The organism is Antarcticimicrobium sediminis, from assembly GCF_004348975.1.
GTDB lineage: Bacteria > Pseudomonadota > Alphaproteobacteria > Rhodobacterales > Rhodobacteraceae > Antarcticimicrobium > Antarcticimicrobium sediminis.
The window spans coordinates 205320-218991 of record NZ_SMFP01000007.1; the positions used below are offsets into that span (position 1 = coordinate 205320).

Here is a 13672-nt window from a genome sequence, read left to right on the forward strand (position 1 = left end):
CCGTCATGCGATCCTCCTTTTCGCAGGCTATCCGTTGCGTTGAAATCAGCGTAACAGCAATCTTGCCCGAGACGACGGAAAAAGCGATAGTTTCAATGCATTAAATAATTTCGATGCGACATGTCGACCTTGGCCCCGGTTGCGGGACGGTCGGGCGGGACCGGGAACACCGAATGCGTTGGCACAACAAAGTCTACCCCCTTCTGCGCGGTGCGCTGCTTCTTCTCATGCTGGCGATCGGGATGGCGCGACCGGCCGGGGCCGAAGAACGGCTGGCGCTGATCATCGGCAATTCCGCCTATGGCAGTGTCACCGCGCTGGATAATCCGGTAAATGACGCCGACCTGATCGCCGGCGCGCTGGAGGGGCTGGGGTTTCAGGTCTCGTTGATCACCGATGCCAATCAGATCGCAATGAAACGCGGCATCGCCCAGTTCGGCCGCGCCCTGCGCGAGGCCGGCAAAGACGCCACCGGCCTGTTCTATTATGCCGGGCACGGGGTGCAGAGCTTTGGCACCAACTACCTGCTGCCGGTGGATGTGGCGCTGGCCGATCCCGCCGATCTTGATCTGGTGGCGGTCGAGGCGCAATCGGTGCTGCGCCAGATGTATTCGGCGCGCAACCGCACCAATATCGTGATCCTCGACGCCTGCCGCAACAACCCGTTCTCGTCGCTGCCAGAGTTCAACGACAGCGGCCTTGCCGAGATGCAGGCCCCCACCGGGACCTTTCTGGCCTATGCCACCGAACCGGGCGGCGTGGCGCTGGATGGATCCGGCGGCAACAGCCCCTTTACCCAGGCGCTGGCAAAAGGGTTGCGCGAACCTGGCAAGCCGATCGAGCAGCTGTTCAAACAGGTGCGGGTCACGGTGCTGGAGCAGACCGGCAACCAGCAGACGCCGTGGGACACCTCGTCGTTGACCAGCGATTTCTTCTTCGCCCCCGCCGCCACACCGACCGACACGCTGCAAGAGCTTCAGGTCTGGCGCAGTGTGCAGGCGGCCAGTGATCCGGTGCAGCTGATGCTGTTCCTGCGCGCCTATCCCGACAGCGCCTATGCCGAGGAGGCGCGGCGGTTGCTGGGCTCGGTGATGGAGTACGAATTGACCACCGGCAAAGAGACACCACCCTCTCCGTCCCGCGCCGGGCCTTCCGGGCAAGAACAGACGCAGCTGGCGGCGGCACAGCAGGCGGGCAGTGTTGTGCTGTATCGCGCCTTTCTCGACAGCTTCCCCGGCAGCGTCTATGCCGAGTTCGTGACGCAAGAGATCGCCGCGCTGGAAAAGAACGCCACAACCGATCCCGCAGGCCCGCCCGCCGCCGCGCCCACGCGGGCCGCCGAGGCCCCCGCCGAACCGGCACCGGAGGCCGGGCCGATCACCTTTGCCAGCCCGCTGTTGTCGGCGGATCCGGCGATATCGGGCAAATCTCTGGCCGAGCTGATCAAGGCCAGCCCACTTTTCCCACCGATGGACGGGCTGCCCGAGAGCTATTGGAAGGACAAGACCTGCAGCAACTGCCACCAATGGTCGAAAGAGCGGCTCTGCGCCCAAGCCGGGGTCTATCAGGAGGCATCAAAGGCGCGCTCTCTCGACAAGAAGCACCCGTTTGGCGGCGGCGTAAAGCAGGCAATGAAAAGCTGGGCGGCGGGGGGCTGCCAATAGGGGCGGCGCCGGGGTTTGCCCATTTTCGGGGCAATACGTCCCGCCCGAAAATACGCCCCGCCTAGAACGCCATCGCCGCCCGGACCGCACGCCGCCACCGCGTATAGGCGGCTTCGCGATCTGTTGGGGCCATCACGGGTTCAAACCGCCGATCCAACGCCCAGTTGGCCGCGAACGCCTGCATTCCGGGATAAAGCCCGGCGCGCATCCCGGCCAGCCAAGCCGCGCCCAGCGCCGTGGTTTCCTGCATCACCGGGCGGTCAACCGGGGCCCCCAGCAGATCGGCCAGCCCCTGCATGGTCCTATCGCTCGCGCTCATGCCGCCATCGACCCGCAGCACCACCTGCGCCCCGTCCTCCCAATCGGCGCGCATCGCTTCCCACAAGTCGCGGGTCTGAAACGCGACGCTGTCCAGCGCGGCCTTGGCGAATTCGGCGGGGCCGGAGTTGCGCGTCAGCCCAAACACCGCGCCGCGACACTCGGGTGCCCAATAGGGCGCGCCCAGCCCGGTAAAGGCAGGCACCAGCGTGACCGATTGCCCCGGATCGGCCTGCGCCGCAAGCTCCCCCGACTGCGCTGCGGTCTCGATGATCCCGAGCCCGTCGCGCAGCCATTGCACCGCCGCCCCGGCGATAAAGATCGACCCCTCCAGCGCATAGGTGGGTTTGCCCTCCAGCTGATAGGCGATGGTGGTCAGCATGCGGTGGGTCGAGGCGACCGGCGTCGCGCCGGTGTTGAGCAGTGCGAAACAGCCGGTGCCATAGGTCGATTTCATCATGCCGGGGCTGAAACAGGCCTGCCCGATGGTAGCCGCCTGCTGATCCCCCGCGACCCCGAGAATGGGGAGTTTCGCGCCGAGAATGTCCAGTTCGGTCGCGCCGAAATCGGCGGCGCTGTCACGGACCTCGGGCAGCATCGCCATGGGCACACCAAGCAACCCGCAGATCTCGTCGTCCCACGCGCCACGGTGGATGTCATACATCAGCGTGCGGGCGGCATTGGTGGCGTCGGTGGCATGGATCCGCCCGCCGGTCAACCGCCAGATCAGAAAGCTGTCGATGGTGCCGAACAGCAGCTCGCCCCGGTCCGCCCGAGCACGGGCGCCGGGAACCGTGTCGAGCAGCCATTTCACCTTGGTGCCCGAAAAATAGGGATCAAGCAGCAGCCCGGTGCGGGCGTGGACCATCTCGCCATGCCCCGCCTCGCGCAGCGCGGTGCAGATCGGCGCAGTGCGCCGGTCCTGCCAGACGATGGCGTTGTGGATCGGGGTGCCGCTGTCGCGATCCCAGATCACCGTGGTCTCGCGCTGGTTGGTGATGCCGATCCCGGCGACCTGATCCGCTTCTACCCCGGCCTTGGCCAGCGCGGCGCGACAGACCTCGACGGTGGTCGTCCAGATCTCTTCCGGGTCATGCTCCACCCAGCCCGCCTGCGGATAGTGCTGGGTGAATTCCCGCTGCGCAATCTGCACCGGCGTCATCGACGCGTCGAACAAGATCGCGCGGGTCGATGTGGTGCCCTGATCAATGGCAAGAATATAACGCATGTGCTCCCTCCCCCGGACATTGGGCGCAGAGTATCAGCCGGACGGCCGGGTGCCAGCCTCAAGAGGCGCGTGGGCACATCCGATCCTCAGGGCAAACCGCACAGGGTAACTTGCCCAGACCTTCGCGGCCTCACTCAGACCGCCGGAACCGCCAGATTGTCGATCAGGCGCACCCCATCGATCCAAACCGCCGCGAACAGGCGCGCGGGCCGGTCGGCATGGTCAAGGGCGCTCAGCCCCTCTTCGCTGCGCAGCTCCAGATACTCCACCTCGTCGAACCCGGCCTCGGCCAGACGTGCGCGGGCGCGTTCGGCCAGTGGGGCAAAGCGGCTGCCATCGGCCAGCTCGGCCGCCATATCCCGCAGCACGGGATAGAGCCCGGCGGCCCGCTTCAACCCCTCGGGCGAAAGCCGCAGGTTGCGCGACGACAACGCCAGCCCGGAGGGGTCGCGCACGGTGGGGCAGGCCACGACCTCGATCGGGATATCCAGATCGCGCGCCATGCGGCGCACCACCTGAAGCTGCTGGAAATCCTTTTCGCCGAAATAGGCACGGTCCGCCCCGGTCTGAAGAAAGATCTTGCTGACCACGGTGGCGACCCCGTCGAAATGCCCCGACCTGTGCGCGCCGCACAGCACATCCGTCAGTCCCGTGACCGACACCGTGGTGGAAAAGCCGTCGGGATAGACCTGATCGACATCGGGGGCATAGACCGCGTCGATGCCGTAGGGGGCAAGCTTTTGCGCATCCTCATGTTCGGTGCGCGGATAATTCGCCAGATCCTGCGCGCTGTTGAACTGCTTGGGGTTCACAAAGATCCAGACGATCACCCGGTCGCAGTCCGCCTTGGCGGCCTTGACCAGCGACATATGTCCGCAATGCAGCGCGCCCATGGTGGGCACCACGCCGATGCGCGCGCCCTCGGCGCGCCATTGCGCCGTCATTGCACGCATATCAGCCAGTTTTCGCAGGATCGGAGCAGTCATTTCGAGGCGCCTTTCACATCAATGGGCCGTTCACGGCATCGGAAAAGACGTGGTCGGGGCCGGAAAATCGGCGCGCGCGCATCGCCTTGTCCTTCGCCGCGCCACCCGAAAAACCACGGGCGGCAAGGTCGACAGGCAGTAACAACCCCAATCCCACGGTTCCACCCTGATTGCGCCAACATTCCCTTGATCACGGGGCACATTTGAGGAGACACTGGTTTGGAACGCCCCGACACAGGCGGGGCCAACAGGAGGTATACTCAGACCATGCAACATATTCGGTTCGTTCGAGGCCTTGGATCGGCCATTGCACTTAGCGCCAGTCTCGGCGCTGGCGCAGCGCTGGCACAGTCCGACATCACCGTGGCGATGCAGTTGGAACCGCCGCATATGGACCCGACCAGCGCCGCCGCCGGGGCCATCGACAACGTCGTCTACTCAAACGTATTCGAAGGGCTGACCCGGTTCATGGGCGACGGCTCTGTCGTGCCGGGGCTGGCCGAAAGCTGGGACATCTCGGAAGACGGGCTGACCTATACCTTTCATCTGCACGATGGGGTGACATTCCACGACGGCACCACGCTGGATGCCGGGGACGTGAAATTCAGCCTGGACCGCGCCCGCGCCGAAGACAGCGCCAACGCGCAAAAGGCGCTGTTTGCCGGCATCGCGGATGTCGAGGTTGTCGATCCGCTGACAGTCAAGGTCACGCTAAGCGAACCCAACGGCAGTTTCCTGTTCAACATGGCCTGGGGCGATGCGGTGATCGTCGCGCCCGAAAGCATCGACGCGATCAAACAGACTCCGGTCGGCACCGGGGCCTTCAAATTCAGCCAATGGGTGCAGGGCGACAAGATCGTTCTGGAAAAGAACCCCGCATACTGGGGCACCCCGGCAATGCTGGATCACGCCACTTTCAAGTTCATTTCCGATCCCACAGCCGCCTTTGCGTCGATGATGGCCGAGGATGTGGACGTGTTCGTCAGCTTTCCGGCACCGGAAAACCTGCCGCAGTTCGAGGCAGATCCCCGGTTCCAGGTTCTGATCGGTTCGACCGAGGGCGAAACCATCCTGTCGATCAACAACAAGCAGCCGCCATTTGACAACGTCTTGGTGCGTGAAGCGGTGGCCCATGCCATCGACCGGCAGGCGATCATCGACGGGGCGATGTTTGGCTATGGCACGCCGATCGGCTCTCATTTCGCGCCGCATAACCCGGCCTATGTCGATCTGACCGGGCAGTCCGCCTTTGATCCGGAAAAGTCCAAGGCCTTGCTGGCCGAGGCAGGCTTTCCCGACGGGTTCGAAACCACGCTGCACCTGCCGCCCCCCTCCTATGCGCGGCGCGGCGGCGAGATCATCGCGGCCCAGCTGGCACAAGTCGGCATCAAGGCCGAGATCATTAACGTGGAATGGGCGCAATGGCTTGAAACCGTGTTTCGCGGCAAGAGTTTCGGCCTGTCCATCGTCAGCCATACAGAGCCGATGGATATCGGGATCTATGCCCGGCCAGAATACTATTTTCAGTATGACAACCCGGCCTTTCAGGAGTTGATGGCCACGCTGGACGCCACCACAGATCCGGCCAAACGGACCGAGATGTTGCAGCAGGCGCAAAAGATCATCGCCGATGATTACGTCAACGGATACCTGTTCCAGTTTGCCGCGATGAGCGTGGCCAAAGCCGGGGTGCAGGGGCTTTGGCCCAATGCGCCGACCCAGGCCGTCGACCTGACCGGGGTAAGCTGGGCAGAGTGAGCCCGCGACCGAAACCGCAAAGGGCCCCGACCGGGGCCCTTTTTCCTGACTGACCGACCTGACGTTGACCCGGAGAGCATGATGGACATCCACCCCGTGGGCAGCCGCCCGACCACCGGCCCGAACCCCGATTACTTCACCGGATCGGTCAGCTTCGATCCGGTGATCGACGCGCCGGACCCGGCCCGCGTCAACGCCCTGCGGGTCAGCTTTGCACCCGGCGCGCGTACCGCCTGGCACACGCATCCGCTGGGCCAGACGCTGCACGTGCTCTCCGGCGCCGGGCTGGTCGCGCTGCGCGACGCCGCGCCGCGCCGCATCCGCGCCGGCGACACCGTCTGGATTCCGCCGGGGGAAGAGCATTGGCACGGCGCCGCCCCCGATACCGCGATGGTGCACCTGGCGATCCAGGAGAAACAGGGCGACAGCGCCGCAGACTGGCTGGAGCAGGTCAGCGACGCCGATTATTTGCGCGCCCCGGAATAACCGTGCACATCATTGGTCGGATGGCTATGGACGCCCCCGAAAACCATCCCTAACGTGCCGGCCATGCTTCGATATTCACTCAAACGTCTCATCTCGCTTGTCCTCAGTCTGGCCGTCGCCAGTCTGGTGATCTTTGCGGTGATCGAGGTCGCGCCGGGCGACCCGGCCACATTCATGCTGGGCCTCAACGCCCAACCCGACACCGTGGCCGCGTTGCGGACCGAGCTGGGGCTCGATCTGCCCACGGTCGAGCGCTATCTCGCTTGGGTCGGCGGCATGGTCACCGGCGATTTCGGCACCTCTTACACCTATCGCACGCCGGTGGCGGGCATGATCATGGATCGGATGTGGGTATCGCTGCCGCTGGCGCTGTATGCGCTGACACTGTCCACGCTGATCGCCTTTCCCGCCGGTATCTATGCCGCCGCGCGCCGGGGCAAACCCGGCGATGCCGTCGTGATGGGGGCCACGCAGCTGGGGGTGGCGGTGCCGAACTTCTGGTTCGCGATGATGCTGGTGCTGATCTTTGCCATCAACCTGCGCTGGTTCGGCGCGGGCGGTTTTGCCGGCTGGGACAAGGGGCTTTGGGTCGGGCTGCATTCACTGACCCTGCCCGCGATCGCGCTGGCGCTGCCGCAAGCGGCGATTCTGGCGCGGGTCATGCGCTCGGCGCTGTTGGACATTCTGGGCGAGGATTTCATGCGCACCGCCCGCGCCAAGGGGCTGAGCCGGCGACAGGCGCTGTGGCGACACGCGGTGCGCAACGCGATGATCCCGGTGCTGACCATCATCGGGCTGCAATTCTCGTTCCTGCTGGCCGGCTCGATCATCATCGAACAGGTGTTCTATCTGCCCGGCCTCGGGCGGCTGGTGTTTCAGGCGATCAGCGCCCGCGACCTGATCGTGGTCGAATCGGTGGTCATGCTGCTGGTCTTTGCGGTGATCGCGGTGAATTTCCTGGTTGATCTGGCCTATGCGCTGGTCGACCCGAGACTGAGGCAGCGCACATGAACCGCAATCTGATTCTGGGCGGGTTCCTGTCCGCGCTGGTGCTGCTGGCGGCGCTGACCTCTTTCGTCTGGACCCCGTTCGACCAGGCGGCGATGAACATCCCCGACAAGCTGCAATCGCCCAATGCGCTGCATTGGTTCGGCACCGATCATTTCGGGCGCGACATGTTCAGCATGATCATGGTCGGTGCGCGCACCTCGATCGCGGTGGCGCTGTTGGCGGTCGGGATCGGCATGATGCTGGGGATCCCGCTGGGGCTGGCGGCGGCGGCCCGCAGGGGCACCTGGGCCGACGAGCTGATCATGCGCAGCAACGATCTGGTCTTTGCCTTTCCTTCGCTCGTCATCGCCATTCTGATCACCGCCGTCTTTGGCCCCGGCGCGGTCAATGCGATCATCGCCATCGGCATCTTCAACATCCCGGTGTTTGCCCGCGTCACCCGTGGCGCCGCGCTCAGCCTTTGGGAACGCGAATTCATCATGGCCGCACGGGTGGCGGGCAAGGGCGCGGCGCGCATCTCGGCGGAACATATCCTGCCGAATCTGGCCAACCTGCTGATCGTGCAGGGCACCATCCAGTTTTCACTGGGGATCCTGGCCGAGGCCGGGCTGTCCTATGTCGGGCTGGGCGCACAGCCGCCGGTGCCAAGTTGGGGGCGGATGCTGGCGGATGCGCAAACCATGGTCAGCTTTGCCCCGCATATGGCGCTGATCCCCGGAATGGCCATCATCCTGACCGTACTGGGGCTGAATCTGATGGGCGACGGGCTGCGCGACTGGCTTGACCCCCGACTGCGGGAGAAACGCCCATGAACCTGTTGGAGATCACCGATCTGTCCCTGCATATCGGGGCATTCAAGATCCTCGACCGGGTGAGCCTTTGCGTCGCCCCGGGAGAGATCGTGGCCGTCACCGGCGAAAGCGGCTCGGGCAAGTCGATGACCGCGCTGGCGGTGATGCAATTGTTGCCCGAGCAGATGCAGGCCACCGGCCATATCATGCTGGAGGGGCGCGATCTGCTGAGCCAGTCCGAGGCGGCAATGTGCGCCACCCGGGGCCGCGAAATCGGCATGGTGTTTCAGGAACCGATGACCGCGCTGAACCCGGTCAAGACAATCGGCGATCAGGTGATGGAGACGATCCTGATCCACAAGGCGATGGACCCCACCGCCGCCCGCGCCCGCGCCATCGACGTGCTGAACCGGGTCGGCCTGCCGCAAGACCGGTTTCCGCTGTCGCGCTATCCGCATGAGCTTTCAGGCGGGCAGCGGCAGCGGGTGGTGATCGCCATGGCCATCGCGCTGCGCCCCAAGCTGCTGATCGCGGACGAGCCGACCACGGCGCTGGACGTGACGACGCAGGCGCAGATCCTCGACCTTTTGAAGGGGCTGGTGGCGGATTCCGGCATGGGGTTGCTGATGATCACCCATGATCTTGCCGTGGTCTCGGATCTGGCCGACCGCATCGTGGTGATGCGACAGGGCGAGGTGGTCGAACAGGGCGAGACGCGGCAGCTTTTTGCGCAGATGAAACACCCCTATACCCGCGCGCTGTTCGAGGCCTCGGGGCATCAGGTCGCGCTCCCCGCGCCGCCGCCGGCGGTGCCCTTGCTGGAAGTGCGCAACGCGGTGCGCGATTATACCCTGCCGCGCCGCCACCTGTTCCGCGAGCCCGGCCACTACCGGGCGGTGAACGAGGTCAGCTTTACCCTCAATCGGGGCGAGCGACTGGGGTTGGTGGGCGAATCGGGCTGCGGGAAATCCACCCTGACCCGCGCAATTCTGGGGCTGGAGCCCTTGCAGAGCGGTGAAATCCTGATGGGCGGCGCGCCGGTCTTTACCGGACAGCGGCCCAATCTGGAGGTGCGCCGACGGATGCAGGTGGTGTTTCAGGACCCGTTCGGATCGTTCAACCCGCGCCATCGGGTCGAGCGGTTAATCACCGAACCGTTCCATTTGCTCGACGATCCGCCGCGCAGCGCGGCGCGGCGCACCGCCATCGGTGACGCGCTGAGCGCCGTCGGGCTGCGCCCCGAGGACGCGAGCAAGTTCATCCACGAATTTTCCGGTGGCCAACGCCAGCGCATCGCCATCGCCCGCGCCCTGATCATCCGGCCCGATCTGATCCTGTTCGACGAAGCGGTGAGCGCGCTGGACGTTTCTGTGCGCGCCCAGATCCTCGATCTTCTGGCCGATCTGTGTCGCGCCTATGATCTGAGCTATCTGTTCATCAGCCACGACCTGAGCGTGGTGCGCACCGTCACCGACCGGGTGCTGGTGATGCAGGCGGGCGAGATCGTGGAACAGGGCGAGACCGAACGCGTCTTTGCCGATCCGCAGCATGACTATACAAAGACGCTGATCGCCGCCGCGCCCCGGCTCCCCGAACTGGGGGCCGCGTAATAGGGGCGAAAATCGCCGCCTGCGGCGACGAGGCCTCCGGCGGGAGTATTTGGGACAAGAAGAAGCCGGGACGGGCTTGTTTTGGGGGAGCCGCGCGAGGCGAAATCAAAGGTCGGGGGGCCTTACACCTCGACCTTGATCCGCTCCTGTTCGCCGACCTCGAAAATGCGCTTGTAGCGCTCGATCTCGGCCTCCGGGCCCATCGCCTTTTCCGGGTTGTCCGACAGTTTTACCGTGGGCTTGCCATTGGCGCTGACCGCCTTGCAGACCAGAGAGAACGGCGCCAGCGCGTCATTGGGCACCAGACCCCGGAAATCATTGGTCAGCAGCGTGCCCCAGCCAAAGCTGATCTTTACCCGGCCTTTGAAGTGATCATGGAGCGCGACGATCTTTTCGACGTCGAGCCCGTCGGAGAAGATGATCCGTTTCTCGCGCGGATCCTCGCCACGGGATTTCCACCAGTTGATCGCCATCTCGCCGCCCTTGACCGGATCGCCGCTGTCGATGCGGATGCCGGTCCAGCCGGCCAGCCAGTCGGGTGCGTTGTCAAAAAACCCTTTCGAGCCGAAGGTATCGGGCAGGATGATGCGCAGATTGCCATCGTGTTCTTCGTGCCAATCTTCCAGCACCTTGTAGGGGGCCTGGGCCAAGTCCTGATCGTTTTCGGCCAGCGCGGCATAGACCATGGGCAGTTCATGCGCATTGGTGCCAATCGCCTCGAGATCGCGGTTCTTGGCGATCAGGCAGTTCGAGGTGCCGGTAAAGCTGCTGCCCAGCCCTTCGACCATGGCGCGTACGCACCAATCCTGCCACAGAAAGGAATGCCGCCGCCGGGTGCCGAAATCGGCGATCAGCGGGCCACCGACCGAGCGCAGGCGTTCGATCTTTTCCCAGACCCGGGTCATCGCGCGGGCATAAAGCACCTGCAATTCGAACCGGCGCATCTCGTTCAGCACCGCACGGCCGCGCAGCTCCATCAGCACTGCAAGCGCCGGGATTTCCCACATCATCACCTCGGGCCAGGTGCCCTCGAAGGTCAGCTCATACTGATCGCCGCGCCGTTCCAGATGATAGGGAGGGAGGCGCAACCCTTCGAACCACTCCATGAAATCGGAGCGGAACATCTGCCGCTTGCCGTAGAAGGTATTGCCGCGCAACCATGTGCTCTCTCCGCGGCTGAGGCTGAGCGAGCGGATATGATCAAGCTGTTCGCGCAACTCGCCCTCGTCGATCAGCTTGGCCAAGGGCACGTGATCGGAGCGGTTGATCAGCGAAAAGGTCACCCGGGTGTCGGGTTTGTTGCGAAACACCGACTGGCACATCAGCAGCTTGTAAAAGTCTGTGTCGATCAGGGAACGGACGATCGGGTCGATCTTCCATTTGTGATTATAGACGCGGGTTGCGATGTCCAAGGCGGGCCTCGTAAATTTCTGTCCACGCCTGATACGTCACACCACCCCCTCTGGCCAAGGGAAATCCGGTGCGCGGCCCTATTGCGCCGGTTCCGGGTGCAATCTGCCGACCTGCGCCACCATGCCTGACAACAGCTCTGCCCGGCGCACCGGCTTGGTCAGGAACCCGTTCATCCCGGCCTCAAGGCACGCCGCCTTGTCGGTGTCAAAGGCATTGGCGGTCAGCGCGATGATGACCGGCTGTTTCTTTGCCTCGGCACGGATGCGTCGGGTTGCCTCGATACCGCTGAGCAAGGGCATGGACATATCCATCAGCACGATATCCGGCTGCTCAACCAGTGTCTGGTCAATCGCCTGCTGCCCGTCATGGGCATAGCTAAGCCTGAGATCGAGACCCTTAAGGTACTTGCTGATCAGGATACGGTTGACCTCGGCATCTTCGGCCACAAGGACATGTTTGCCCACCAGCAGGGCAAGACCACTTTTGTCCGGCCCCCGGGCATTCGCGATTGCGGCCCCCTGCGCGCCCTGGGCCCGCGGCAGGCGAAGCTCGACGGCGAAACACGATCCCCGACCCGGTTCGGAGCTGAGCGAGATCGTGCCCCCCATCTCTTCGATCAGCATCCGCGAAATGGTCAGCCCCAGCCCAGTGCCGCCGAATTGCCGGGTGGTCGAGGCATCGGCTTGCGCGAAACGCTCAAAGATATGGTCTTGCTTGTCTTCGGGGATGCCAATGCCGGTATCCGCGACCTCGATCCTGAGATCGGCCGCCCCCGCGACCACCTTGCGGCTGCGCACGCGCACGGTCACGCCGCCGGTCTGGGTGAACTTGATCGCATTGCCGATCAGGTTGATCAGGATCTGGCGCAACCGGCTGTCATCCCCGTGCAGCCGCGCGCCCCCCTGTTCCTGCCCCTCCGATCCTTGCCCTCCCGATCCCTGATACTCGAAGCGAAGCCACAGATTCTTGTCGCGGGCCTGTGGACGCAGCAGGCGAACCGGCTCCTGCATGCAGGACTTGAGGTCGAAATCCACCGGGTCCAGTTTCACCCTGCGGGCATCCAGTCGCGACAGGTCCAGCACGTCATTGATGATCGTCAACAGCGCCAGAGCCGAACTGCGGATGGTATCGGCATAGACGCGCTGGTCCGCCGACAGACCGGTTTCAGCCAACAGATCGGCCATCCCGACCACTCCGTTCATCGGCGTGCGGATTTCATGGCTCATGGTTGCGAGGAATTCGGATTTGGCGCGCGCCCCCTCTTCGGCGGCCTGACGGGCCAGGATCATCTCGCGCTGGTGCCGTTTGGCTGCGGTAATGTCGCGTTCGATCGCTACGATCACGTCCACATGCCCGGCCTCGTCGACGACCGGCACTTGGTTGGTCTCGATCCAGATCAGCTCTCCCGCCTTGGTGCGGTTCAAGATTTCGCCGCGAAACGGCACCCCGAGCGCGAGCGAGTCGTTCAGCGCCGCAATGGCTTTGGGATCGGTTTCCGGGGCGTTCAGAAGATCACCGGGCCATTGCCCGACGGCCTCTTCCAAGGCATAGCCGGTGATACGGGTGAAGGCCTCGTTGACCCATGTGATCCGGCCGGTGCGGTCCAGCAGCAGCACGCTGTCATGGGCGTTGCGTGCAACCAGAGACAGCCTGTGCGCCTCTTTCTGCCGTGCCGCCAGCGCGCGGTTCACCTGTTCAAGCTCCGCGCTTTTTTCGATCACGTCACGGGTGACGACCCTATGCCTTTGAAACCCACCGACGACGTAATCGATAAAGGAAAAGACCATGAAGCCCAGCATCAACGTTCCGGCGGCGTTCATCGAAAACTCGGTGTCAGGCGGACCGTGCAAAATCCCGCTTAGCAGGAACAGAGCAAAGGCGACCACCGCGTAGACCGACAACCGGATCGTCCCCGCCGCCCGGTGATAGGGCAGGACCAGCCCGCCGTTGATCGCCGCGCCAGTCAGAAAGGCGATGGCAAACAACGGCGAGGCGCCAGAAACGGGGCCGAACCAGGACAGGCAGATGCAGATCGCGATGGTGACGGCCTGAAACCCGGCGGTCGCCGTGCTGATCGCATAGACCCGCTTCTGCGCCTCCCCCTCCTCCAGCCGCCCCGCGACGCTGCGCAGATACAGACAATCCACCGCTTCCCCGATCAGGGCGATCGACATCGCGATGAGACCAAGCAACGGCCCGTTCATCATCCACAAGAACACCCCGCCCGCGACGGTCATGATCTGGCGGCTGCCGAAATTATCAACCCGCCCACGCGCATAGCGCCGCATCAGACCGGATTTGCTATTGCGCGCCTCGAACTCCGCACGCGGGTCGCAGGACGCTAAAATCCCGTTGGGCATCGGTAGATCCCTGTTGGCTGAACCCGTCTCCAGCCCAGTAAGCCACC

11 protein-coding genes are annotated in these 13672 nt (G+C 64.2%); 6 read left to right on the forward strand and 5 right to left on the reverse strand.

Features of this window, described 5'->3' with window-relative positions:
• The first annotated feature begins 173 nt into the window (after positions 1 to 173).
• A complete protein-coding gene (locus E1B25_RS12525) occupies positions 174 to 1664 on the forward strand; it encodes a caspase family protein (protein ID WP_132829716.1) in 1491 nt (496 codons plus the stop codon).
• Between the two features lie 61 nt (positions 1665 to 1725).
• Here E1B25_RS12525 and glpK read toward each other — a convergent pair whose 3' ends face one another.
• From glpK to E1B25_RS22145, 3 genes are all read right to left on the reverse strand, one after another.
• Complete coding sequence (gene glpK / locus E1B25_RS12530; RefSeq protein WP_132829718.1) at positions 1726 to 3210, reverse strand: glycerol kinase GlpK; 1485 nt, start codon at positions 3208 to 3210, stop codon at positions 1726 to 1728.
• 134 nt (positions 3211 to 3344) lie between these two features.
• The gene (panC, locus tag E1B25_RS12535; RefSeq protein WP_132829720.1) at positions 3345 to 4196 is read right to left on the reverse strand and encodes a pantoate--beta-alanine ligase; all 852 of its coding nucleotides are present in this window, start codon (positions 4194 to 4196) and stop codon (positions 3345 to 3347) included.
• A 13-nt stretch (positions 4197 to 4209) separates the two neighbouring features.
• Positions 4210 to 4347, reverse strand: coding sequence for a hypothetical protein (locus tag E1B25_RS22145; protein WP_165937612.1), 138 nt, complete (start codon positions 4345 to 4347; stop codon positions 4210 to 4212).
• 116 nt (positions 4348 to 4463) lie between these two features.
• Here E1B25_RS22145 and E1B25_RS12540 point away from each other — a divergent pair, with 116 nt between their 5' ends.
• From E1B25_RS12540 to E1B25_RS12560, 5 genes are all read left to right on the forward strand, one after another.
• Entirely contained in the window at positions 4464 to 5954 is a 1491-nt protein-coding gene (locus E1B25_RS12540; protein WP_132829722.1) for an ABC transporter substrate-binding protein, read from the forward strand.
• An 81-nt stretch (positions 5955 to 6035) separates the two neighbouring features.
• On the forward strand, positions 6036 to 6440 hold the full coding sequence (locus E1B25_RS12545) for a (R)-mandelonitrile lyase (RefSeq protein ID WP_132829724.1): 405 nt from the start codon (positions 6036 to 6038) through the stop codon (positions 6438 to 6440).
• 63 nt (positions 6441 to 6503) lie between these two features.
• Positions 6504 to 7451: an ABC transporter permease gene (locus tag E1B25_RS12550; protein WP_132829725.1), complete on the forward strand. Its 948-nt coding sequence runs from the start codon at positions 6504 to 6506 to the stop codon at positions 7449 to 7451.
• A complete protein-coding gene (locus E1B25_RS12555; protein WP_132829727.1) occupies positions 7448 to 8263 on the forward strand; it encodes an ABC transporter permease in 816 nt (271 codons plus the stop codon). The genes E1B25_RS12550 and E1B25_RS12555 overlap by 4 nt, the downstream gene beginning before the upstream one ends.
• A complete protein-coding gene (locus E1B25_RS12560) occupies positions 8260 to 9852 on the forward strand; it encodes an ABC transporter ATP-binding protein (protein ID WP_132829729.1) in 1593 nt (530 codons plus the stop codon). The genes E1B25_RS12555 and E1B25_RS12560 overlap by 4 nt, the downstream gene beginning before the upstream one ends.
• A 122-nt stretch (positions 9853 to 9974) precedes the next feature.
• On the opposite strand, the gene pncB is transcribed toward E1B25_RS12560, so the two are convergent.
• Together pncB and E1B25_RS12570 are read right to left on the reverse strand one after the other, a co-directional pair.
• Complete coding sequence (gene pncB, locus E1B25_RS12565; RefSeq protein WP_132829731.1) at positions 9975 to 11264, reverse strand: nicotinate phosphoribosyltransferase; 1290 nt, start codon at positions 11262 to 11264, stop codon at positions 9975 to 9977.
• Between the two features lie 78 nt (positions 11265 to 11342).
• Complete coding sequence (locus E1B25_RS12570) at positions 11343 to 13625, reverse strand: PAS domain-containing hybrid sensor histidine kinase/response regulator (RefSeq protein WP_132829733.1); 2283 nt, start codon at positions 13623 to 13625, stop codon at positions 11343 to 11345.
• Positions 13626 to 13672 lie beyond the last annotated feature (47 nt).